At 42.1% G+C, this 24,526-nt stretch carries 13 protein-coding genes and 1 pseudogene; 6 read left to right on the plus strand and 8 right to left on the minus strand.

The window, feature by feature from the left end; genetic code table 11:
* Positions 1 to 154 precede the first annotated feature (154 nt).
* Positions 155 to 4,375 (minus strand): DEAD/DEAH box helicase, encoded by a 4,221-nt coding sequence (locus tag V7K98_RS23040; RefSeq protein WP_335026031.1) that lies wholly within the window; start codon positions 4,373 to 4,375, stop codon positions 155 to 157.
* Between the two features lie 93 nt (positions 4,376 to 4,468).
* Between V7K98_RS23040 and V7K98_RS23045 the strand changes: the two genes are divergently transcribed.
* From V7K98_RS23045 to V7K98_RS23055, 3 genes are all read left to right on the plus strand, one after another.
* A complete protein-coding gene (locus V7K98_RS23045; protein WP_334714354.1) occupies positions 4,469 to 4,618 on the plus strand; it encodes a hypothetical protein in 150 nt (49 codons plus the stop codon).
* A gap of 230 nt (positions 4,619 to 4,848) precedes the next feature.
* Positions 4,849 to 6,879: a S9 family peptidase gene (locus V7K98_RS23050; protein ID WP_335026034.1), complete on the plus strand. Its 2,031-nt coding sequence runs from the start codon at positions 4,849 to 4,851 to the stop codon at positions 6,877 to 6,879.
* A 370-nt stretch (positions 6,880 to 7,249) separates the two neighbouring features.
* Entirely contained in the window at positions 7,250 to 7,564 is a 315-nt protein-coding gene (locus V7K98_RS23055) for a DUF5674 family protein (RefSeq protein ID WP_335026036.1), read from the plus strand.
* A gap of 214 nt (positions 7,565 to 7,778) precedes the next feature.
* Here V7K98_RS23055 and V7K98_RS23060 read toward each other — a convergent pair whose 3' ends face one another.
* The 4 genes from V7K98_RS23060 to V7K98_RS23075 all read right to left on the minus strand — a co-directional run bounded on the left by V7K98_RS23060 (position 7,779) and on the right by V7K98_RS23075 (position 11,461).
* Entirely contained in the window at positions 7,779 to 8,054 is a 276-nt protein-coding gene (locus V7K98_RS23060; protein ID WP_335026038.1) for an HU family DNA-binding protein, read from the minus strand.
* Between the two features lie 297 nt (positions 8,055 to 8,351).
* Positions 8,352 to 9,548: a family 10 glycosylhydrolase gene (locus V7K98_RS23065; protein WP_335026040.1), complete on the minus strand. Its 1,197-nt coding sequence runs from the start codon at positions 9,546 to 9,548 to the stop codon at positions 8,352 to 8,354.
* Positions 9,549 to 9,671: 123 nt separating this feature from the next.
* Positions 9,672 to 9,971 (minus strand): hypothetical protein, encoded by a 300-nt coding sequence (locus V7K98_RS23070; protein ID WP_335026042.1) that lies wholly within the window; start codon positions 9,969 to 9,971, stop codon positions 9,672 to 9,674.
* A gap of 404 nt (positions 9,972 to 10,375) precedes the next feature.
* Complete coding sequence (locus tag V7K98_RS23075; protein ID WP_335026044.1) at positions 10,376 to 11,461, minus strand: WD40 repeat domain-containing protein; 1,086 nt, start codon at positions 11,459 to 11,461, stop codon at positions 10,376 to 10,378.
* On the opposite strand from V7K98_RS23075, the gene V7K98_RS23080 reads away from it, so the two are divergent.
* Positions 11,460 to 11,603 carry a hypothetical protein gene (locus tag V7K98_RS23080; RefSeq protein ID WP_335026046.1) on the plus strand — a complete coding sequence of 48 codons (144 nt, stop codon included), beginning with the start codon at positions 11,460 to 11,462 and terminating at the stop codon, positions 11,601 to 11,603. The genes V7K98_RS23075 and V7K98_RS23080 overlap by 2 nt on opposite strands.
* A gap of 226 nt (positions 11,604 to 11,829) precedes the next feature.
* Positions 11,830 to 12,519, plus strand: a complete 690-nt coding sequence (locus V7K98_RS23085) for a class I SAM-dependent methyltransferase (protein WP_335026048.1) — start codon at positions 11,830 to 11,832, stop codon at positions 12,517 to 12,519.
* Positions 12,520 to 13,265: 746 nt separating this feature from the next.
* Here V7K98_RS23085 and V7K98_RS23090 read toward each other — a convergent pair.
* Both V7K98_RS23090 and V7K98_RS23095 read right to left on the minus strand, forming a co-directional pair.
* A complete protein-coding gene (locus V7K98_RS23090; RefSeq protein ID WP_335026050.1) occupies positions 13,266 to 14,609 on the minus strand; it encodes an FAD-dependent oxidoreductase in 1,344 nt (447 codons plus the stop codon).
* Between the two features lie 34 nt (positions 14,610 to 14,643).
* The gene (locus V7K98_RS23095; RefSeq protein ID WP_335026052.1) at positions 14,644 to 16,656 is read right to left on the minus strand and encodes a carotenoid oxygenase family protein; all 2,013 of its coding nucleotides are present in this window, start codon (positions 16,654 to 16,656) and stop codon (positions 14,644 to 14,646) included.
* Positions 16,657 to 17,016: 360 nt separating this feature from the next.
* Between V7K98_RS23095 and V7K98_RS23100 the strand changes: the two are divergent.
* Positions 17,017 to 18,346: pseudogene (locus V7K98_RS23100) on the plus strand (IS4 family transposase).
* A 294-nt stretch (positions 18,347 to 18,640) separates the two neighbouring features.
* Here the strand turns inward: V7K98_RS23100 and V7K98_RS23105 are convergent.
* Entirely contained in the window at positions 18,641 to 24,004 is a 5,364-nt protein-coding gene (locus tag V7K98_RS23105; RefSeq protein WP_335026054.1) for an AAA family ATPase, read from the minus strand.
* Positions 24,005 to 24,526: the final 522 nt, after the last annotated feature.

Below are 24,526 nucleotides of genomic sequence, written 5' to 3' on the forward strand. Positions count from 1 at the left end.
GTCTCTACAATAATCATTTTTTCGTAGAGACGGCGATTTATCGCGTCTTTGTGATGATTCCTCGCATCTTTACGCTCTAGAATTTACATCAAAAAACCTTAACCGAACCGTATTGGGGGTCAAGGTGGCTAAGTTGTCACCTAAGCGGAACAGCTTATCCTTCACTAATTAACTGTAACAAGGCTTCCGTTGATATTTTGCCACTCATCTCAGTACCTTCCAAGAGACTATCTGCTAAATCTCGCTTATGGTGATGCAATTGCACAATCTTTTCTTCAATAGTATCCTTTGCAACTAGACGATAAATTGTCACCGGACGTTGTTGTCCAATCCGATGGGCGCGGTCTGAAGCTTGGTCTTCCACAGCAGGGTTCCACCAAGGGTCTGTATGGATGACATAATCAGCCGCAGTCAGATTAAGTCCTGTTCCCCCGGCTTTGAGACTAATGAGAAAAACATCCCCTGAACCAGCTTGGAAGGCATCTACCCGTTTTTTGCGCTCTGCTACTGAAGTACTGCCATCTAGATATTGATAATTAATACCTTGCTGTTCCAGATAATTGCGGATAATGTGCAAATGGTCAACAAACTGACTAAACACTAATGCTTTATGACGATTTTCGAGCAGTTCACCCAGCACCTCACCAAAAAGTTGCAACTTGGAACTGGGTAATTCTGTGTCAGGCATAACCAAGCTAGGATTACAGCAAGCGCGACGTAATTTCATAATCTCAGCCAAAACTTGCAAATGTTTCTTTCCAGCATCTGCATCACTTTCGGTAAGTTTAGATATTGCCTGACGGCGCAACGCTTCATAGAATGCCTTTTCCTCTCGACTTAACTCTACATGAAGAAGAATTTCGGTACGAGACGGCAACTCTTCTAATACCTGATTTTTTGTCCGCCGCAACAGAAATGGTTGAATCAGTTTTTTGAGTTTGTTACGTGCAAGTTTATCCTGATATTTTTCAATGGGGATGGCAAAGCGTTGATTGAAGCTTTCAAAAGAACCCAATAATCCAGGATTGATAAAGCGGAACAAATTCCACAACTCACCCAGGTGATTCTCAATGGGAGTCCCAGTAGTCAGTAACTTAAAATTAGATTTTAGGTTCATGGCTGCCTGAGAACGTTTAGTGGTCATATTTTTAATCGCCTGGGCTTCATCCAGGACAATAGTTTGCCACTGTACAAGAGAGAGCATTTGAGCTACTTCTTCCTGCTGTAATAAACCATAGCTGCATACCAACATATCCAACGGTTGTAACCCATCCAATAATTTTTGGCGGTTAGCACCAGAAAATTGAATAATATTTAGGGTTGGGGCAAACTTCTGCGCTTCACTCACCCAATTCATGCACACAGAAGTGGGCGCAATAATTAGGGTTGCCCCTTCATGGGCATTTCTGAGGATGACAGCCAATGCTTGCACGGTCTTACCGAGTCCCATTTGGTCTGCCAAACAAGCACCCACACCCCAATGTGCTAGCCGCGCCAGCCAACAAAAACCCTCCATCTGGTAGTCACGTAGTTCTGCTTGAAGCGTAGATGGCAGTTCTGGCTGAAGGTTTTTTACCTCATGGAGACGCTGGATATGTGTTTTCCAGTGTTTATCTGCTTTTACCTTACCTACTTCATCGACAAAATCCTCTAACCCTAATGTTGCCAATGGGTGAAAACGAATACCTTTACTATGTTTTTCCGAAAACATCCGCAATTCGTCGAGGCGTTTCCGAAAAGCTTGAGTTAAAGCCAAGAATTGACCATCGCCAAGGGGGATAAAACGGCTAGGGGTTTTCTCTAATAGTTCTAATAGTTGCTGCATATCTAGCACTAGATCGTTATTCAATTTCAACTCCCCAGTGGCTGCAAACCAGTCTTGCTGACGCTGAATTGATAAATTAAAGTCTTTCAGGTCGGCATTGTGGCTAACACGTAGCTTTTCTCCTTCTGGCCATGCCATGACTATTTTATTTCCTAGTGCTTGCAGTTCTAGCAGCAGTTCTAAACATTCCTCTGGTTCAACTATTACCCATTCACCATCTTGTTCTTCACTTTGAGTCAAGCTGGGACAGGCGGCTACAGCGTCGGTGGCAAGTTGCTTCTCAAGAGAAAGATTTCGTCTGGTTTGGAGACGTTTACCCTCAATCTCGGCAATGACAGTTTCACCACCTGTACCAGGACGAAAGTAAGGGCCACCTTGGGCAAAGGGGCGCGACAACAGGGTGATTTTCAAGCCGGCATTGGCAGGTAAAAGGTGAATATGGGGCAGAGTCTGGGCGGGTACTTCTTCTGCACCTTCTGAGCCGCCACCAATGTCAGAATGTACGGTGACAATGCCAGAGACGGCATTTATGGCTGCCAAAACTTGCTTTTCGGCGATCGCAGGCACGTTTAATTTATTATCCTTACCTATAATCTCTGCGATGCGTCTGTGTTCTGTTGTAATCTCAATGACTTTGATGCGGGTTGGGGTTTCTTTGATATGCAGAATATTCTGTGATTCTGGTAATTTGGGAGAAAATTCTAAGGTGAGACGACCAAGTTTCTCTTTTTTAACCAGTAATTCTGGTTCTCCCTTGACGATTTCTACACGAATATTAGGTGTATCTTCCCAAAAAACCAACGGGTGTCCAATTAAAGCAGAGATGGCTTTTTCACCGAATGTATAATCAACTTTGCCGTAATAAGAGCCATCTTGATATACCTCAATACAACTACATACCCGCATATCTTGAGATGTGATGTAATCAAACTCAGATAATGCACTGTTGAGACGCTTGAGGGCGATGGGGCGACCTTTACTCCACTCCCCTTTAGCATTAACTTTCTGTTCCTTTGGTTGTAAGACACATTTGCTGGGATAGAAGGTAATGAACCATGCTAAACGCAGTTCGGATTCGGGTTTTCCTGGTGTTTGTGGTTCTTTTTGGAGATTTGCCAGGGCATTAAGGCACATTTCCCAAGCTTCTTGGGGTTGAATTAAGTCTACGATGGAATGAATATCGCTATCTTCTCGCAGTGCCTCTGCTTCTTTTTTGTAGTTACTACTAGGTTTGAGCCTGGATAGGAGTTCTGCACTTTCCATTGCTAACCAGTGATAACCGGAGGCAAGCGATCGCCGATATAATGGCTCTAATAAATTAGGTAAGCGTTTTTTCGCACCCTCAGCATCCATCCAGTAAAGGCATAGTGAACAAAACAATGTTTGTAAGCTATTTTCTTCTTCTACTGAGGAAATATGACCGCTAAGTACAAATTGTTTTTGGGTAATATCACCCTGGTGTACTTGCAGTACCATTTTCAGTCTGCCATAAATAAACCTAAGCCAATGATCTGATTGACGAGACATCAAACTGGTGTACTCTTCTGCTTCTTTGAGGCGTTGTGCTGAACCATCTTTTAACAGTGCGAGGATAAAAAATAAACCCCCCATTGTATTGAAATATATTTGGCGTTTGCCTGTCGCTTTTTTCAGCTTTTTCAGAGCATCTGTATAATAGTTAATTGCTTGCTCATTCTCCCCCCGTAGAAAACTTAACCAGCCCCAAAAGACGGCAGCGTTATCTTGATATTCAAGCGATATCCGCTCCAGACTTTCTTGTGCTTCTTCGGTACAACTTCGAAGCAACATTTGTTCTGTCAAAATCAGGTGCAGATAATCTGAGCAATGTCTTCCAGTTGAAGAACATTCTTCTTCTAACAGTGTAAAGGCATCTTGAGACGCAGACAATTTTAATGTTGAATTTAGGAGGATGCTAGATATGCTACTTTCATATAATCCTTGTGGTAAGGTACTCAACCAATCGGCATCAAATGGGTTATTGCATATCTGCTCAAAGATATTTTGTATTACTATTTTTTCTTCGCTATCACCATACTTCTCGTAATCTTCAATTTGCTTATTAATAAAATTAGGATCTTGGCGATAAAAACCTATACGGATTTCTCTGATACACTGGCGTAAACTATGGAATATCCGACGAGAATCATGGTTCCAATGAGTACGTATAGGTAGCTTTTCTTCAACTGCTATCACTTGGATTTCAAACTGTTCAGTTTTTATAGCATGACGAGTAGCAATTTCTGTGAGTAACGGGTGACATTCAGCACCTTGTTTGCTTTCTTGCACTAACAAGCCTGCTTTTAACAATTTATCAATTTTGGGACTGAGAGTTTTAGTACTCCAAGGTTTATTATTTTCATCTAAAGCGTCCGTTTTGCTAAGACAACTTATGAATGAATTTTTGTCTATCGGTGCATAAATTACTGAAAATAACTGGATAATTCTTTGTAAGGAAGGGTGTAACTCGAAGTATTTCTTCTCAAGGAGTTTTGTTTCCAATTTTGTGGTGTCAGTTGCCAAATTAATCATATTATTTATTTAGTTAGGTCTTGGCGATGGGGCAAGGGACGATCGCGCGTTCAAAGTGGGAATACTCAATTTATGTAGTTGAGGTTATTTCCAATGGCGGATAAACAAGAGATTAAATGTACATACTGTTTTGGCAAAGGTAAAATAGAACAACCCGAATCAATAGGTTCATCTCCCATACCACAATACAAAACTTGTAGCTTTTGTGGTGGAACTGGAAAAATTATTAATAAAAAGTCGTAGAAATGTCTAGTTTAACTCATTCGGGCATAACAAACCCCTACTCTCTCGTTCTCTGTGATGGAAGAATAGGGGCTTAATGATGCGGTCTGTGGGCAATCGGATATATTTGCTCAGATTGGTATTGTAACGAGATTGTAGGTCATTAATTCAAAAAAGCCATATTTAGCTTATTTGCCAATTTCTCTACCTTCAAAAAAAAATGTGCCAACCCCAAGTTATGATATCTAGTTATGAAAAAGCTAACAAAAATCGCTTTCATCAGTGCTGTTTTAGCGGTGAAACTCGGTATAAATATTCCGGCTCAAGCTCAAGAAAAACGCCTGCTGACGCTTGAAGATCAGTTTGCCTTTCGCCAAATTAGCGACCCCCAACTTTCTCCCACTGGAGACTGGATTGCTTACACAGTAACTAATACGAATTTGAAAAATGATACACAAGATAAACATATTTACATGACTTCTTGGGATGCTTCCCGAACGTTACATTTAACTAACGGTAAAGATAGTGAATATAACCCTCGGTTCAGCCCAGATGGGAAGTATCTAGCTTTCATCTCCAGCCGTGAATCTGGAAAACAACAAATTTGGTTGATCAACCTAGCAGGTGGTGAAGCTGAAAAAATATCCGACTTTGCTGGTGATGTTAGCGATTTTGTCTGGTCTGGTGACAGTAAACGACTAGCTGTAATTGCCTCTCAACCAGCTCCAGAAACTCCCTTTAATGGCAAAACTCCACCACCGATTGTTATCGATCTGTTTCACTTCCAAGAAGATGGTGTCGGTTTTATTGACAAAAGTCGAGAACATCTTTATGTATTGGACTTAGCAACTCATAAAACAGAGATTCTCACCCCAGGTTCATTTAATGAGTCTTTACCTGCTTGGTCAAGTGATAGCAAAAATATTGCTTTTGTGAGCAAACGCGGTGAAAATAGCGATCGCAACAATAATTGGAATCTTTATGTCATCGCTGCCCAAGCTGGAGCAAAAGCCCGCCAGCTAACCACTTTTCCTGGTGCTGACTGCGATCCTGATTGGGGTAGCCGTCCAGCTTGGAGTCCAGATGGGAAGTCAATTGCCTATCTTCAAGGAGGTTCACCCAAACTCATTGAATACGCAGTTTACCATCTAGCGGTGATTCCTGTCCTTGGCGGCACTCCGCGTCTACTGACTAAAAGCCTTGATCGCAATGTTGTCAAGCCGCGTTTTACCAAAGATGGCAAATCAATACTGTTTTTAATCGAAGACGATGGTAACGTTCACCTTGCAAAGATACCCGTAGCTGGTGGCAAAATTCAGCGATTGTTAGCAGGAAGGCGAAATATTAGTAACTTTGATTTAGGAGGCGATGACAAAATCGCTTTACTTTCTTCAACGCCACAAGAACCAAATGAAGTCTTCGCCTTCAAAGGTAAAGATTTGCGTCCATTATCGCACCAAAATGATCAGTTGCTAGCTCAACTAAATTTAGCAACTACAAATGAAATCACCTTTAATAGTAAGGATGGAACAGAAATTCACGGTTTTCTTGTCAAGCCACCTAACTTTCAGTCAGGGAAGAGATACCCGACACTGCTGATGCTGCATGGTGGGCCTGTGGGTCAGTTCGCAAATCAGTTTATGTTTAATTGGCAACTGTTTGCTGCTCATGGTTATGTTGTCGTTGGTGTGAATCCACGCGGGAGTTCAGGAAGAGGTGAAGCCTTCTCAAAAGCGATTTATGCAGACTGGGGAAACAAAGACGCTCAAGATATTATTGCCGGTGCTGATTATGCGATCGCTAGCAAAATTGCTTCGCCATCGCGTTTAGGAATTGGTGGGTGGAGTTATGGGGGGATGTTAACCAACTATACTATTGCTCAAGATACTCGCTTTAAAGCCGCAGTTAGTGGGGCTAGTGAATCAAATATTCTGGCTACCTATGGTACAGATGAGTATATTTATGACCAAGAACAGGAGTTAGGCGTACCGTGGAAGAACCTGGATACATGGCTGCGAATTTCTTTCCCATTTCTTCACGCTGACCGAATTGTGACACCGACAATATTTCTGGGAGGTGACAAGGATGGTTCTGTACCACTGCTAAACTCGGAACAGATGTATCAAGCCCTGAAAAGTCTCGGAATTGATACTCAGTTAGTAGTTTATCCCGGACAATCCCACGGAATTAGCAAACCGAGTTATCAACGTGATGTCCTAGAGCGTTATTTAGCTTGGTATGATAAATACTTGCTCCCCTCAACCGCAACTACTGGAAAATAGTCTTGAAGAAGAATTCAGTGTTCTTCTGGAAAAGAAAAAGTAGAGGTATTTTTGAACCTCGCATGACTAAAAGTCACGCGATTCCTGCTTCATAGATCCCTGCCTAAATTGCTCCAGGTCTTATGGGTTCTCCACAGGCGTTTTGATGAGTCTCCGACGCACCGGCGGCGACTTTTGAACAACTACCTTAAAAGTATGTTCAACCTCAGTACCTTAAAGATTTTACCTACTAGAAGGATGCGGCACAATGTACCCATTTCTCAGTAGAACCCCATATCTTTAGTTGTCGTGGTTCTGTTAGCTTGGTTTTCGCTATGTATATAGTGTATCAGAATATGGATTGCTTAACTCATGACTGGAAGTCACGAGTGTGCAGCTTGCAGATATCAAAGGTCAAGCTAGGGATGAGAGCAAAAAAGAGCTATTGAAATCCGGTAGTAGACAAAAAGATATTTGGGCTTCCAGTTTTATGCCAATAACTGGAAGGATGATTTTTGAATCAATGGTTAATCTTCGTCACCGGCAAAATAGGTCAATGGAGATTTTAGATCCTAATAGACATCTCCAAAAAAGAAAAAGCCCCCTCTCCAAACCTCTCCCCGTTGGCGTTAGCCTGTCGTCAGACAAGCGGAGAGAGGCTTTAAAACCCCCCTTCCCTGGTAGGGAAGGGGGGAAGGGGGGTTAGGTCTGCGTATAATTATGTGGTATCTAAATCTTTTTCGGAGATGTCTAATATTAAAGAAAGGGTTGCTCAACTTCTAATAGACCTATAGACATCTCCGAAAATTAAATATGCATTAGCTGGAACCCTTTGTAGGGACAATTCATGAATTGTACCTACGCCTTTTCTGGAGATGTCTATTGGATTGACAGTAGTAAAGTAAATACATTTGTATTGATTAGGGTGCAACTTTTTCCCGAAACTGTTTCCCAGCAGAAAATGCAGGCACTTTAGTAGCTGGGATAGTCATTGGCTCATTGGTTTTCGGATTACGCCCTTCACGCTGGGAGCGATCGCGTCGCTCGAATGAGCCAAAACCAATGAGCGTTACCTTATCCCCATTAGCTACAGCCTCAGTAACGACTGACAAAAAAGCACTGATGACTTCATCAGCTTGCTTTTTTGTGATGTTGGTCTTGGCTGCTACAGCATCCACTAATTCGCCTTTGTTCATAATAATCGCCCTGAAACATTGCAAGTAATCGAAATCTAGCATTATTACCTCTTATTCAGAAAGGGGAAAAGGAATAATTTTCTAGCAACACGCAAAAATTAACAATGCACGACTACTACTGTGTCGATTTGGCGCGATAGATAATCGCTATTTTGCTCCAAAACCGTCTAATTGGTCTAACGGTTTCGTTGCTGTGGAGGCTTAGACATTAGTCAGCCTATGAAGCAGCAAGTCTCGTTTGTGAATCCGAGTGTCGGACGCTACATTGCTTGGAATGACTGATGAGAGTTGTAACGTTCAAAGCGAGTTTTTTAAGCTAGAAGCTGTTTTTTCTGGATTTCCTGAAAACGGAAAAACTAAGATGCTTTTGATTTTTGGATTATCAACTAATTCTTTTAAACGACCAAACTGCCGATCTGTAATTGCAACTCCAGCATATTTTTGAGCGTAATTTAATTCTTCAACAAAATTACTATCATTATAAGCTTGAATAAATACGCGATCCACACCCCATTTTTCCCAGTCAGCTGCAAAATATTTTTTAGCCCAATAAGGATTATGATGACAAATATCAAAACTCACTGATTGATTAGCTTTTTTCATAGAAGTTACCATTTGCTGCACAAATTTGGTCAAATTTTCTGTGCGGTCAACTTTTCCAGGTAATTCAGCATAATAACCTAGATAATCATCCCATTGAACTGCATCAATATCAGGATATTTATTGACAAACTCTACTAAGATATTTTTAAAAATATTAGCAATTTCAGGAATTTCCACATCCAGTACATAATGATCAATTCCAGAGTAGGTTTTATCCACTCCTGGAACAATCCATTTCCGATTAATCGCTAAACTAAAAATCGGGCTATTTTTATCTATTTTAATCCCCTTTTCAAAATAAGCATGAACTTGCATTCCTTGTTTATGTGCTTCGTCTATCAACCAATTTAACCACTGCTCTTGAAACTGGTTTGGACAACTTTTATACCCAAAGGTTTGCTGCATAACCTCACTATTATACATCGTACAACCATTCCCCCAAACACCGTGAATAATTGTATTAATTCCTTGAGAGCGATAGTAACGAACTCTTTCACGAATCGTTTGTTCATCAGCATTATTGGTAACTTGATAGCGAGTTAAATAAATTCCTCTAATTACTTTCTTTTCCCAAGAGGTTTGAGGCAATTGGATTTTTTCTTTTAGGATTACTTTTTCTAAAGTTTTGTTGTTGTTAGGAGCTAAGAGTGGAGTAATTTTTACAGAAGCTGACGGAGCTATAGAAGCAGTTGGAGTAATAGTTGGAGAGCTAGTTATAGCGGGGTTAAAAATATGTATATTTATCTTCTTGCTATTATCTAAAAACTTGCTTATTTCTAGATATCCTCTCTGGCTAAACCACCAATAACCACCTCCTAAGATAATTAGGATTATAGAGATCGGAATATTTGAGCATCCACATCCGGTTGGCTCTTTCTTTTGACTCGGCATATAAAACTCCAATTTAGTTTTTGACAACATACTAAGACTAGATAGCCTGTTTCATTAGGGTTTATCTAAATTTTTTCTCACAAATAAGACAAGATTGTATCTAGGATAATAACGATAGCGTTCCTAGCGATTAGGCAAATCACCATCTATCATCATTTCAATCACAATACCCCCAAATCGAGCTTCTTCAGCCCAGCACTTCACTCCGGCAATATAGCAAATATGACTTTCGTATTTCTCTTTAGTTTCAGTTACAATTGCCTCAAATCCTCCACTCATTGAGGTATTAAAGAAACTCAACTTCCGCCCCTGGACATCACAAGCTTTACTGTAGCAATTATCACAAACTGCGCGGGTATATCTTGCAAAATATCGAGTTGGGATCGAACAGATTGGGCAAGGATGAAATTCAGTATTGCTCATAAATGCAGTAATATTTAGGATTGATTTGAAATAACCTTAAGAAAATTTACTACACGACTTTTGCGGCATTAGAATTGCTCTTGACAGATGGCTTGTTAGAAATGGATGGTGCATGAGATTTTTACTCAACCCACAACAAAGAGTTTTGTACGATTATGCTCTGTTGGAAATAAAATTATCAGCCAGTTGGGGAGCATCGGATAAGTCAATAAACGAGCGTTCGCACTCTGGCGCAACCGCTTTTGAAGATTGCACTTAGAATTTATCAATGGAAACTGATGAATAACCAACCGAATCACGATAACGTTAGTCCACAAGAAACGCCTAGTTAAAGTTAAGTTCTGTATCCGTAAACAGCTTCTCCTTTTAGAAGTTTCCGTGCGCCAAGAATAGGGCTAATGCAGTTATTTAATTTGCCAAATATGTATAGTACTATCCTCATTACTACTAGCGAGGGTTTTACCATCTGGACTAAGAGCAAGCCCTAAAACAGAGCTGGAACCATCCCTCCATGTGTGCAACAGTTTTCCCTGCTCTAAGCTCCACAGTTTAATAGTGCCATCATAATTGCCGCAGATCAGAATTTTTCCATCGGGGCTAATCACAAGAGATTCAACTGAACTAAAATTATCAGCAAACTCATGCAGCAGTTTTCCAGTTTGAAGATTCCATAACTTCAGGGTACTAATTGCACGATTTCGAGAAACTAGCTGACCGAAACTTCCAGTAACAAGCTTTTTGCTATCTGGAGTAATGGCAATAGCATCAACTGGGGTCTTGTGTCCTTGGAGGGTATGACGTATTTTGCGATTTTTCAAATCAATCAGGTTAATTGTGTTGTCATCACCGCCACCAGTACTGACAAGAGTTTGCATATCAGGGCTAAATGCAACTTTACTCACAAATCCTGAGTGTGTAGTAATGGTATCAAGCAGTTTAAGCGTGTGTAAATCCCAAAGCTTGATTGTGCCATCATCACTGCCACTGGCAATCAATCTGCTATCAGAACTAATAGCAACCGTTTCTACTGGTAGTGTATGTCCGCTCTCAACACGAAGCATCCCAAAGGTGCGTAAATCCCAAATCTTCATTGTCGGGGTGGTTATTCCACCACTAGCAAGAAGCTTTCCATCTGGACTAATGGCAATTGAGGTAACGCCGTCTGAGTGAGCATTTACACTACGCAGTAACTTTCCTGTCTGTATATTCCAGATTTTAATAGTATCGTCCCTACCTCCACTAATCAGGGTTTGCCCCGAAGGGCTAATCACAACTGCTCGAACACCAAAAGTCACTTTTTTATGCCCAGTCAGTGTGTGAACAAGTTGAATCTGTGGTTGGGACTGAGTAATTATACTCTTCCTTATGGGAAGATTTGAAGTAGAAGAATGTACATCAATGACAGTGATGCTTACTGCGTAGTTTACCGCCGCAGGCATCGCTAAAGCTATAATCACCGGTTTGGATTTGAGAAAATTCAATATTTTCATGGTGCTGCCACAACCTCAACTAGAAAAAGCGAGTATTATCTTTGACCAATATGTAGAATTTACTCCAGAAAAGTTGGAACTGTGGGACGGATACCTGGGCTACGGCGGACAAAAGCAACTTGGGTTTCATTTGGCTGTTTAATAGCGAATCTTGTCTACAGCACGTTCTTGCGTTCGAGCGTCGAGCATCATAGCCTTCCGTAGGCATCGCTTCATATTTTAAAGATAAAATTAATTGTCTTGTATAATTTAGTACTGCAAATTTCCTCGTTTGAATCTCAAGAATGTAAGATCGCCAACGGAGGGCATAGCAAACATAGCATTGCCACACAACGTTTGTGTCAGTTTTTCGCCAAAGGTCAGTTTTTATGTTTGAACAACAACCTGAAAATTTACAACTTCATGTTAAACAATTAGCAAGCGTTGCAATAGACAAATCAGAGCCATCAGCGTGGTTTGAAGTTTTATATGCCGAAGCTAAAGGTGATACAGCAAAAATTCCTTGGGCAAAATTAGCTCCTCACCCTTATCTGCACGATTGGTTAACGAATCATCAACCGTTGGCTTCACAGCAAAAGGCGCTAGTTATTGGTTGTGGCTTGGGAGACGATGCTGAAGCTTTAGCAAATCTAGGATTTGAGGTAACGGCTTTTGATATTTCTCCAACGGCAACCGCTTGGTGTCAAGAGCGATTTCCCAATTCGGCTGTCAACTACGTAGTTGCAGATTTGTTCGCAGTTCCAACACAATGGCATCAAGCCTTTGACTTTGTGTTCGAGTGTCGTAACATTCAAGCTTTGCCATTAAATGTGCGTTCTTGTGCTATTTCTTCGGTTGCCTACTTTGTGACTCCCGGTGGGACACTTTTGCTGATTACTCGTGTTCGAGACACAGAAGCTCAACCGGATGGCCCACCTTGGCCACTATCAGACTCAGAACTGGAACAGTTTGAAAATTTGGGATTAGAGCTAATAGAAAAGATTGTATACCTAGAGTCTGAGCAATTTGATGTTAAGCAAGTGCGGATTGAATATCAATTAACATCCCCTGAGCGCTAACCACTTGTGTTCTGGCGGGGTTTCCTGGGAGGTGTCAGATGAGCTACTCATCGCTCCATCGTTGCCCCTCAATCTGTTTGCCTCTCTAGCATATCTTCAGGAGTGATAAAAGTTGTTTTGCTCTCCACAATCGAACGGTTCGCAGGGCAGTTGATTTCTGCAAGCTGCACACTCGTGACTTCCAGTCATGAGTTAAGCAATCCATATTCTGATACACTATATACATAGCGAAAACCAAGCTAACAGAACCACGACAACTAAAGATATGGGGTTCTACTGAGAAATGGGTACATTGTGCCGCATCCTTGTAGTAGGTAAAATCTTTAAGGTACTGAGGTTGAACATACTTTTAAGATAGTTGTTCAAAAGTCGCCGCCGGTGCGTCGGAGACTCATCAAAACGCCTGTGGAGAACCCATAAGACCTGGAGCAATTTAGGCAGGGATCTATGAAGCAGGAATCGCGTGACTTTTAGTCATGCGAGGTTCAATCTATAGACAGTTCAAGCTGTTCAATCTGGCGTTTTAACTCCTTTGTCAGAGCCTCCGCAGTTCCCTGCCAGTGACGCACGTCCTCAAAGTACATAACTGTAATCGGATTATTTTTACATCAATTACTGTTATGCAGTAATTGATGTAAATTAAAATGTCAATGTATCAAATAAATAATCCGTTATTTTTAATTTAGCTTATTACTTGAGCAACTCACAATTACTGAATCAGAACAGGGAGAAAAAAGGTTTCTGGATTAAAAGTTCTTCTCGACTAAACTTTTGGCATACTCCACAATTGTCTCAACCAATTCAAAATTCAATAAGCCTCCCACATAGAAGGTTTTACGTTGACCTTGCATGGCTTCTAGGCGATCGTAAAATCCCGCTTGCATAGCCTCTGAGGTAACGTGAGGAAAGTAAGGCCACTTATCGTAGGTGTAGTAATCATCACCTACCTTCGCTCCCAAATTCTCTACTGTGTTTTGAATTTGCTGGAGAACATCTTTTTTAGTAATTTTGTCCTCGCTGTCTAGGCGAGTGTAAAAGGCAATCAGGTCATTGTCAGCAAACTGTTGAGCAATAAACCAGGGATTCCCCATCGCATTTACGGGAATGACATTAGTTACCGGGGTTGGCATTTGCAGATCGGGAATCAGATAGGTAATCAAACCGTAAGGATTGAGAATGATCTGCTCAAATAGGTCTTTCTCTGCTGGCGATAAATCGAGAAAAGTATTGAGGACATCCAGTGTCAACGGACAAGCTAAAATCAGATAGTCAAATTCTAAAATTTCTTCACGTATATCAATATTGTTAAGAATCTGCTCCTGTTCAGTTAACCGCACCCGTGTAATTGCCCCGCGCTTGATTTCCTTGATGTCAATATTCAAGCGGACATTTAGTCCCCAAGCAACAAGCTCCCAGAAACGTTGGAAACCATCAGTAAATCGCTTAGGCCAACCGCAGCGTAAATCTGCACCGTAAGTAATTAAAGTCCAAAAGGTTTCTAGAGTCATGTATTTTAAGGCATAGGCGGTGGGGATTTCGTTTAAATAGCCATAGCCCATCGTGGTAATGGGAATTTCAAACAAAGTTTCTAGACATGACAAATCTTTTTGTGCTAACCACTGGGAAAAAGGTTGAGTCAGTTCGGGATGTTGACTGATACCGGCAAACCCAGGAACAGAAATAATTGGCTCTAGCCAAAGACGCTCCCACCAAAAGCGCCCAACGGCTGCCAAAAACGTTGCTAGGTCAGTTCCCTCGGTGACAGCATTCATAATTGAAGTGTAGGCTGGTTGTCCTGGTTGAGATTTAAAAGGATTGTAGACTTGACCTGGCCCCTCGGTGTAAAGTGTAGCACCGACTTCTTCAGCCATTTTTAGGACTTGTTTGTAGGCAGGGGTGAGATAATTTGCTCCTAAGTCAAAGGAACGGGAATTGTAGGTAATGGAACAACATAATCCCCCTACCCGTCCAGCTTTTTCTAGCACAACTACGTTGCGGTAGCCTTGCTTTTTTAAAAAATAAGCTGTAGATAAACCGGCTGCTCCCGCCCCGACAATACAAATTTGTGCATCTTGAGAGAATTTAGTCATGATAGTCTTTCTTCTTATGTAGTAATAAAATTTTTTACTGAAAATGCGGATAAACTGCTTCTATGAATAATTGCTGAATAGCTGGCTGGTTAAGTAGCGATTCATAGTCTTGTCGCACGGGAATATCGTAACTAGCAGTGCGAGGAGCGATCGCAGATAACCAAGTAGTATGCATTGTGAAGCCAAAATCCAGTTGCGGATGGCTCAATTTGCATATCGGGCCAGCCCCTAACTGATCGGCTTGGAAGATCCAAATTTCGTTGTTATTTCCCCCAAATACCGTACAAACGATATAGCCATCTGTAGAACTACCATTGCTGTTCAATCTCGGTACAAACTGGGGTGAACTGATGAAGTTATTTGAGGGCGCATCATAAAAATCTGCCACCTCCATTTTGGCTGTATCTAGCCGGAACAAAGAAGAAGGGCGTGCTTCTTCTTGTTGCAGTAATTCTTTTAGTGGTACAGCCCGGTAGGGATAGTCTTGGTATAAGTTGTAAATAAACTCAGTCAGCAGTTCTGGCCAAAAACCGAGGGATTGCCAATAAATATGATCAATTCGCTTCGGAGGCAATCCAGAAGCCAGCCTATCTTGGTAAGCGTAGAACCCTATACCCCAATGACGGCGAGTATCGTAAATGACTTTGGAGTCTCGGATTTGGCCTGTCTCGCCGTCTATTTGATAGCGACCCAGACGACCCACATCCATTTGCCCATTAGCCAGCATTCCTCCCAACCACAGAGGCGCAGATTTAGGAGCGTCGAATTTTGAGATATCATACTTGCGAACCCATTCGGCGATATCTGTGGCGCAGAGATGGGCAGCGTGCAAAGTGATTTGACCGTCGGGGTTTTCGTAGTCGGTCAAAAAATGCACTGTTTCTAAGGGAATTACGACTGGGCGGACTACCACAGTAGTTACATCTGCCTTGAGGTCAGCCCGACTTACTATGTAAATGGGGGAATTGGGCTGTTGCGATCGCGTCAATAATAGCCGCAGTAGGCGCTCAGTTTCCAAACTATCGGGAATTGGGTTATTTAGGATTTGTTCTGGCCCAATCTTTAGGGAAGTGTCCATCAGCACGACGTAATCTTTGGTAACTGCCAACTGATGGATGCTTTGTTCAATTCGCACCGGGGAACCATCTGGCAGGATCAATTGCCAGTGCTGGAGTTTACCTACACCATCCCATCGCAACAGATAAACAAAATCTGGCATGGCAATTTGCAACCAATGCTCGATCCAGGCAATCAATTTTTGCCAGAAACTTTGAGAAAACTTCGAGAACATTCTCAAGGGAATCTGCAAAGGATTATTGTCTAAAAGTTGAGCGATCTCACTCAGCAGTTGCTTTAGTTCCTGGGGTAGTTGTTCGAGGTCATAAATGAAACGCGCACTTTCGAGGAAATTAGTCAGCGATCGCCCATAGTTAACTAAGAAAACTTCATTGGTATAACCATCAAAGGTGGGGTGAGACGTACTCAATACAGGGGGAAAAGGATAGGAAAAAGGGAGAAACGCTTTCCACTCAGTGTTACCTCCCACTGGGGTAACAACCTCTAGGCTATTGGTATCAATTTCGTAGGGACGACCAGCATCATAGGTAATCATTAATCGCTCTTGGCTGTCTGTGGCTGTATTAAAGGCGAGAAAGGCAATATCTACCTCATCTCGCAAGCCCAAGGAAGGGGAGAAGCGCAACAAGCCATGATCGCGAAATTGATGAGAGCGATAAGCAGGATTTTTAAAAGTTGCCTGATCTGCATAGTAGCAAGGTGTACGTGCCAGTTTCGTCTTGACAGTAACCTGTCCCGCTTGCCAATCTAAGCGGTAAATCATCCCATCACCATTAAAAATGTGGGTTCCATTAATATTGGGTAAGCCCCCAGAAGCAACAGTGCCTACAGGTGCAATGATGAACAGATGTCCAGATAAATCTGTCGGTACATCCCCATAGATTACATTCAGTGGTAAATTCGATAGTTCCTCACGACTGGCAGTCATTGCTGCCTCTGGAAATCGGGGTTTGGGAATTTCACGATTCATTTATTTATACCCTGGCATTGCAATCTGATTTGGTGTTTCGCTTCAGGTATAACACTAGGTTTTAATTTAAAGGTTGAGTTTTTGCCCTCAAATGTCCCAATATCAACTTTTTCAGGATTTTTAAATTTCTTAGAGGATGTTTGAAAAGTTGTTTGCTGTAATTTTAATCACATTATTACCCCCCTTAATCCCCCCTTGTAAAGGCTACCGTGTATACACAAGTCGGGTGTAAAGTAGGTGCAGAGGATTTTTGAGAAGCAAAACTATGGATAATCCAATCTTAATTCACGCTTCGACGACACCAGGAACGGCATTTGGAGACCCAAGGCTGATAAAAAGGGGGCAGCATTATACGAGGCGATTCGTAAGCACCAATCGATAAATATCCGGCAAATCAGTCGAAATTGGGCAGAACAGATGGGTTATTATCGGTTTTTGGAGAATGAAAACGTAACACTATCAGAACTAGTACGTAGCCTTTCTTCTGATTGCGAGTTTCATCTGGCAAAACGACACGTATTGGCGATTAGCGATACTAGCGAGATTAACTTGCAGTCTCATGCAGGTAGGCTGTCACCGTCAGGATTAGGAGTAGTAGGCAATAACACAGATGTCGGGTTTTATATCCATCCAACATTGGTATTAGATGGTGAGAGTGGATTTCCACTGGGGTTAAGCACAGTAAAACTGTGGAGCCGAGCTATAAACCATGCAGATAAACATCAGCGAGACTATCAAAATTTACCAATTGAGCAGAAAGAATCTTACAAATGGTTAGCATCGGCATCGAGTAGTAAGCGATGCTTTGAAGTGGGTGGAGCAAAAATGGTAACTCATATTGGCGACCGCGAATCGGATTTATTTGAGGAATTTGCAACTGTACCCAATAAAAATAATCATTTACTGATAAGAGCTTGCCAAGATCGTCGATTGTTAGGGCGGTCTGAATCACTATTTGACTACTTAAATCAGCAGCCTTGTGAAGGTACTTATATAATTAACGTTCCCGCAGACTCACGTCGAAAGCGAATGCCAAGAGAAGCAATGCTTATTGTTCGTTGTGGACAAGTTGAGATTCAACGCCCCGATAAATTAGGCGTTTTTGGCTATCCTCCTAGTGTTACCCAAGTTGGCTGTTGAAGCTCTGGAAGTCCAACCACCCGCAGGACAAGAACCGATTCATTGGCGGTTGCTGACAACTCACGTTGTTGTCTGCTTGGAACAAGCACTGCGAGTCATTAAGTGGTACGGATGGCGATGGAAGATTGAACAACTTTTTGCCACTCTCAAAAAAGCTGGATTGAATATCGAAGCGACTCAGTTAGAGTCTAGTATTGCAATCCAACGCCTAACAATCCTTGCTTTATCCGTAGCCGTGCGAACCTTACAAATGGTTGAGGGACGCGATAATACTCAACTTTCTGCCGAGCTTACCTTTTGTCAAAAGCAGCAGCAATGCTTATTAGGACTTCAATCTTCTGTTGAAGGCGATACCAAAAAATTACAAAATCCTTATCCACGGGGTTGTTTGCCCTGGGCTACTTGGATCATTGCTCGACTTGGTGGATGGTCTGGTTATACCTCTGGTAGGCCTCCTGGAATGCCTACCCTTGTTCATGGTTTAAGACAATTTGAATCCATCTTTATCGGCTGGAAACTCGCTCTGGATCGACTTGTGTATACACGGTAGCTTGTAAAGGGGGGAAACAAGAAAAATCCGGTTCCCTCCCCTTTATAAGGGGAGGGTTAGGGTGGGGTAAAAATATTTGATACATCAATCATGACTTTTCAAACAGCCTCTTAGAGGATGTTTGAAAAGCGTAGCGATTCACTGTTAGGTAAGGTACAGAAACAATGTTTTTAAACGCAGAGGGGCGCAGAGGAAAACGCAGAGTTACGCAGAGGTTTACCCAATTTTATTAGCGATATACTAAGTACCTCGGCAGATTAGGACATTCTATACTAGAAGTAAGTATTTCACCTCTTAAAATTTAACTGCCTCGGTAAAAATTGATGCTATTTGTTTTCCTGGCTGACAGCTGTCAAAATACATCTGCGCGACTTGATCCCACGGATTTTGCTGCAAGCAATCTTGAAAATACTCGGCTGCTGCTGCAAATTGCTGTTGTTCATAACACGCTAATGCTGAAGCAAATAACTGTAAGGTGGCTGTTTTGCCTGCACTAACTTTTGGGGGATCGGCTGCAAACACTTCATGAACAGTCACAGCATTCATTTTACCCTTCACCTTCACTTGACCGACTACCCGAATGCCGTAGCGATCGCTATTTTGTAAGCGCTCAAAAGTTTGGTTGGTAATTAGGAGTGGGGCGTTAAATGTTTTGGTCAATCCTTCGATTCGCGCTGCTAGATTAACTGCATCACTAATCACAGTGCCATCCATGCGATTCAAACCACCGACTGTCCCCAAAATTAGCGAACCAGTATTAATCCCAATGCCGATTTGAATTGGTAAGTAACCTTTGGCTTGGCGTTTTTCGTTGTAGGTTGTCAAGGTTTGCAACATGGCAATTCCCGCTAGTACCGCATCATCGGCATCGCCTGCAAACAAGGCCATGATGGCATCACCAATATATTTGTCGATAAAGCCATTGTTTTCGAGAATTATCGGCTCCATGCGACTGAGATAGGAGTTAATAAATCGGAAATTTTCGGCGGGAGTCATGCTTTCTGAAAGGGTGGTGAAGGCGCGAATGTCGGTAAATAAGACTGACATTTCTCGCTGCACCTGATCGCCTAATTGCACATCTATAATGCTTTGCTTATTGAGAAATTGCAGAAATTGGCTAGGGACAAAGCGCTCATAAGCTTTGTTGAGTGCGGCTAAATCCGTATACAAACGGGCATTTTCAATAGAAATAGCTGCTTGTGCTGAAAGCAGGTTGAGTAACTCCAAGCGATCTGGGGTAAATGCTCCTGTTGTCAAGTTATTTTCTAAATACACAATCCCAGCTAACTTTCCTTGGTTAATCAAAGGAGTACACAGAATTGATCGTGGCTGGTATTGGCGAATGTAGGGGTCTTTGCTGAATTCCCCAATTCCCACTGCTTCGTGGATGGCATCGTTTAGAACTATATTAGTTTTAGTGCGAATGACATAGTTGACGATCGCACTCGATAACGTTTGACTATCTTCAATACTGAGTGATTCCAATACCTGAATAGTATTTTCACCAACGCTTCCCTGAGCTTCAATCAGAAATTTGCCTTTGGTTGACAACAGCAAAAACCCCCGTTGGGCCCCGGCATTTTCCATTAAAATCCGCATTAAGTTAGATAGAAGTTTATCTAGTTGAATTTCTTCGGAAAGGGTCTGAGAAGCTTTGATGACTGTCACCAAATCCAATGATTCTGAGCGACTATTGCTTGTAAGACTGCTGGGGTTAAGACTAGTGGTTGATAAAGTTGATTTAACGGCTTTTTCTCCGATCCGCGTTAGAATTTGGGGATACTTGGCTTCTAAATCTTTTACCTTGGCGATCGCTCCCCACTGCAAATAAAGATAACGAGCTTCTTGCATATAAACTTGGGCGATCTTCAATTTGTTCTCAGCTAGGTAAAACTTGGCAGTCAATTCATTAGCTAGAGCCGCTTCATTAAAATACTGGTGTGACTGGGCTAAGGCGATCGCCTGATCGTAACAAGCGATCGCCTGATTAGATTCTCCATGCACCCGATGCCATTCTGCTTTTACCAGCGCTAATTTATGGGTATAGTTGACAGGAGAAGATTTCGCCCATACTTGCAATTTTTTCTGGTTTGCGGCCACTCGCTGGAGTAACTTTCGACGCTCCGCCGCACTGACAACAGAGGCTAAAGCCAATCGTCCTAAAGAGTCATAAAAGTAGAACCATCCCACAATATATAAAGCCACAACCGCATCTAAATAAGGAATTGCCAAATCAGCATTTTTGACGGCTGTTGCATAATCTTCAAACCAATAATTCAGCGTGAAGTGATGGATATAAACATAAAAAATAGCTGTGCGATAGTTACTCTCGATATGCTGGGGTAACATGGCGGTTGCATCATAAAATTCCCCTACCAACTGACAGGGATTAGCATTTTTACCCTGTAAATTAGCAACTACTTGGCGATAAAGTTGAATAATAACAAAAATTGGTTTTTTCTTAAACTGCTGAACTGCCTCTGCATAAATAGCTAAACATTCATCCAATTCAGTAAGATTTTGACCAGAAAAATAGCAATGCATTGAGCCTGTATTGGCACAAAAGGCAGCGTATTCAGTATCACCCGTATCACGCCCAATTTGAAATGCTGCTTGCAGTGAAGGAATAGTATTTTGGAGTGGTTCTTGCCAGTGGCGGACAAAGGAATTAACTACAAATAAAGTTCTAGCTTCCAGGTGCTTGGCATTGAAACGGTCTAACAGTTTCAAGGCTAATTCACCAAATTTATATCCCCCTTGCAGATCCCCAACAACACCACAGAGAATCAAGCCATAGGTAGCATAAGCAAAAGCTGATTCCGCCGCATTGCCGTATCTAGCGAATAGTTCCACCTGTTTAAAGACAGTCAAAGGAAAAACGTTAGGAGATGCTAAGTAGGTCGCCGAGACGATACTAGCCAGGATGCGAATTGCAGCTAATTTTGTGGGATTGGTAAGTTCTGGCAAGTCGGCTAAGGTGTGTACCGATTTACCTGCCAAAGCGAGTTTAGTTTTTAACAATCCCAGGAGAATTTGCGGTTGACTGGGGTTGTTAGCTAAGGGAATGCCCAGCAGTTGCATCACTTGCAGACCAAGTTTAGAAGCTGCCAACAATTGATCGCGGGCGATCGCAGCTTGGATTTTGATGGCATAAACCTGCACCCGATCGATCGTGCTGCGGGTCTTTTGAAGTACTTCTTCTGTGAGTACATCCATGCGCTCAAAGTCCCCACCTAAATAAGCAGCAACGGCTGCGGCTGTGTGCAATGCCAAAGCTAGCTGATACTGCTGCTGCCAACAGTTAGCTGCTAGGCAGTTAATCCCCATTGTCAGATAATCTAAGGCTGACTGATAGGCTGCTGAGGCTTTGGCTTTGTTACCTGCTGTTAAGTTTAACTGAGCTAGTTGCTGTCGCTGTTGAGGGTCTGTAATTAGGACGATGCCAAAATTCAGTTGGTTAACAATGTCAAAAATCTTTTCTTCTTGCTTCTGGGGAGTAATGTTTTGTAATAATAGTTGCCCAACCCGCAAGTGTACTGCCTGTTTTTGCTCGCTGGGAATCAGTGAGTAGGCTGCTTGCTGGACGCGATCGTGCAGAAATTTGTAGACTATATCCAAATTTGTCAAGTTTGCTGTTACTTCTCGATCGGCAACTTGCAAGAGTTGGTAGTCATTGCCTTGGGGTAAAATTAGTCCTGTCTGCACGGCTTCCCAGAGTTGGGCGGCTACATCTGGGAGGGATTTTGAACTTGCGATCGCTAAGGTATGTAAATCAAAGGAATTGCCAATACAAGCTGCTAATTTTAAAGCTTGTTGGGTGGTATCTGGCAGCTTTTGAATTTTCAGCGCCATCAACTCAACTACGTTATCGGTAATCTGGGCTGCCTGGATTTTTGCTAGTTGCCACTGCCATTGTCCCTGGGTGAAATTAAACTGTAGCAATCCTTCTGAATACAGCGACTTCAAAAACTCATTCATGAAGAAGGGATTGCCATTAGTTTTTTGCTGAAGCAGTTCTGCTAAAGGAGTAACTTCTACTAAATCGGCATTATTAAGGGTATCGCTGAGGAGTTGTTGAATTTGAGGCAATGCTAAGGGTCTTAAGGTCAGTTCGTGAATAGCCACTCCTGCTTGTTCTAAAGCTGCGATCGTTGTCCGCAGGGGATGAGTTTTATCTACTTCATTATCACGATAAGCACCAATCAGCAACAGATATTGACTATCTACTTGACCGATTAACAACTCAATCAGCTGGAGTGATGCACTATCAGCCCATTGCAGATCATCCAAAAACATTACTAAAGGATGTTCCTTTTGGGTAAAGACCTGAATGAAGTTTTGCAAGACTAAATTAAACCGAGTTTGCGCTTCTTTGGATGATAGTTCTACAACGGGTGGCTGCTGACCAATAATCAGTTCCACCTCTGCAATCACTTCGATAATCACCTGGCCATTGACACCAAGAGCATCTAATAATTTTTTGCGCCAAGTGGTAATTTCTGCTTCACTTGTAGTTAACAGTTGACGAATTAAAGCTTGAAATGCTTGAATTAAAGAACTGTAGGGAATGTTACGTTGAAACTGGTCAAACTTCCCGGAAATAAAATATCCCCTCTGCTGGGTAATCGGTTTATAAATTTCTTGAACCAGGACTGATTTGCCAATCCCAGAATAACCTGCAATCAGCATCACTTCGCTCTGACCGTGACTAGCCCGCTCAAAGGCTGCGAGTAAATTTGTCACTTCCGCCTCGCGTCCGTACAGTTTTTGCGGAATTTGAAATTTACCGGAGTGATCTTGCTGTCCTAGTTCAAATAATGGAATTTGCCCTGTAGCGGTGAAAATTTCCAGGCATTGCTGTAAATCTGCCTGCAAACCAAAAGCACTTTGATAACGCGCTTCGGCGGTTTTTTCCAGTAACTTCATCACAATTTGCGAAAGTGCTGGCGGAATTTGGGGATTGATTTGATCGGGCGGAATCGGTTGTTTGGCAATATGGCTGTGAACTAGTTCCACAGGATCATCGCTAATAAAAGGTAAATGCTGGGTTAACAGTTCGTAGAAAGTGACTCCCAAAGAGTAAAAATCGGTACGATAATCAATTGAGCGATTCATCCGTCCTGTTTGTTCAGGAGAAATATAAGCGAGAGTCCCTTCTAAAACATTCAGATTTCGCAAGGTGGGATTTTCCCGCGATAGCAAAGTAGCAATGCCAAAGTCAATTATTTTCGTTTGTTGAGTCGTGGGATTGAGAAGAATATTGGCAGGATTAATGTCTTTATGAATAATCTGTTGCTGATGAATTTCTTCTAAAGCTGCTGTTACTTGTATAGCCAATTGCAAAAAATTCTGTAGCGGTAGAGGCGATTGATAGAGTAACCCCCGCAGGGGTTGTCCACCAAAATCTTCTAAAACTAACACTAAGGTGTTTTGATATTTTTTCAAGTCGTAGGCTTGGATAATTCCAGGGGCTTGAAAGCGGCGTGTGAGATCGTATTCAAGTTTAAACCGAGCGATCGCTTCTGGGGATGGGTATTCTTGCCGTAGAACTTTTAGTACTACTGGTTGTTGATCTAAATCTCGATATCCCTGATAAACCTGAGAATTGGGGCTTGCGTGCAGTTCTGTCAGGACTTTATACCCTTCGAGTGCGATCATAGATTACTCAAGCGTTTGCTGTATTGTTACGGTCTATTCAGTATAATTTGAGCATCTTGCAAGTGAACAGAGATTAGCCCAATGCTAATGAGATCAAATTTACCGACTTAGTACTGAGTGCTGAGTGCTGAGTTATGAGTTATGAGTTATGAGTTATGAGTTATGAGTTATGAGTTATGAGTTATGAGTTATGAGTTATGAGTAAATTAAGAAGTACTCAATACTTTTGCACTTGGGTTTTTGCCCCGCCCCTTGTAGCCAAGAATGAATCAAACTATGTTACGCAATGTAAAATAAAATTGGCGGCTTTAACCCTATTCTCAGGGCTAAAGCCCTTACTACAAACCTTTAATTATTTACGCCCACTTACTTAGTAGACCTTTGCGTAAAAATGAACTACCTCAGATGTACAGGGGATACACAAAGGTTTAACGAGTCGCGGAAGTCCCCACCCTCAATGTACTCATAGGGTGGGGATTGTGAGCGGACGGCGACGAAACCAACTCCGACCGATATTAGTCG

It is taken from the genome of Nostoc sp. (assembly GCF_036917435.1).
GTDB lineage: Bacteria > Cyanobacteriota > Cyanobacteriia > Cyanobacteriales > Nostocaceae > Nostoc.

Coding starts and splice junctions, on each gene's coding strand:
- V7K98_RS23040 (WP_335026031.1), bottom strand. CDS start 4,375: ATGATTAATTTGGCAACTGACACCACAAAATTGGAAACAAAACTCCTT.
- V7K98_RS23045 (WP_334714354.1), top strand. CDS start 4,469: ATGGCGGATAAACAAGAGATTAAATGTACATACTGTTTTGGCAAAGGT.
- V7K98_RS23050 (WP_335026034.1), top strand. CDS start 4,849: ATGAAAAAGCTAACAAAAATCGCTTTCATCAGTGCTGTTTTAGCGGTG.
- V7K98_RS23060 (WP_335026038.1), bottom strand. CDS start 8,054: ATGAACAAAGGCGAATTAGTGGATGCTGTAGCAGCCAAGACCAACATC.
- V7K98_RS23065 (WP_335026040.1), bottom strand. CDS start 9,548: ATGCCGAGTCAAAAGAAAGAGCCAACCGGATGTGGATGCTCAAATATT.
- V7K98_RS23070 (WP_335026042.1), bottom strand. CDS start 9,971: ATGAGCAATACTGAATTTCATCCTTGCCCAATCTGTTCGATCCCAACT.
- V7K98_RS23080 (WP_335026046.1), top strand. CDS start 11,460: ATGGTGCTGCCACAACCTCAACTAGAAAAAGCGAGTATTATCTTTGAC.
- V7K98_RS23075 (WP_335026044.1), bottom strand. CDS start 11,461: ATGAAAATATTGAATTTTCTCAAATCCAAACCGGTGATTATAGCTTTA.
- V7K98_RS23085 (WP_335026048.1), top strand. CDS start 11,830: ATGTTTGAACAACAACCTGAAAATTTACAACTTCATGTTAAACAATTA.
- V7K98_RS23090 (WP_335026050.1), bottom strand. CDS start 14,609: ATGACTAAATTCTCTCAAGATGCACAAATTTGTATTGTCGGGGCGGGA.
- V7K98_RS23095 (WP_335026052.1), bottom strand. CDS start 16,656: ATGAATCGTGAAATTCCCAAACCCCGATTTCCAGAGGCAGCAATGACT.
- V7K98_RS23105 (WP_335026054.1), bottom strand. CDS start 24,004: ATGATCGCACTCGAAGGGTATAAAGTCCTGACAGAACTGCACGCAAGC.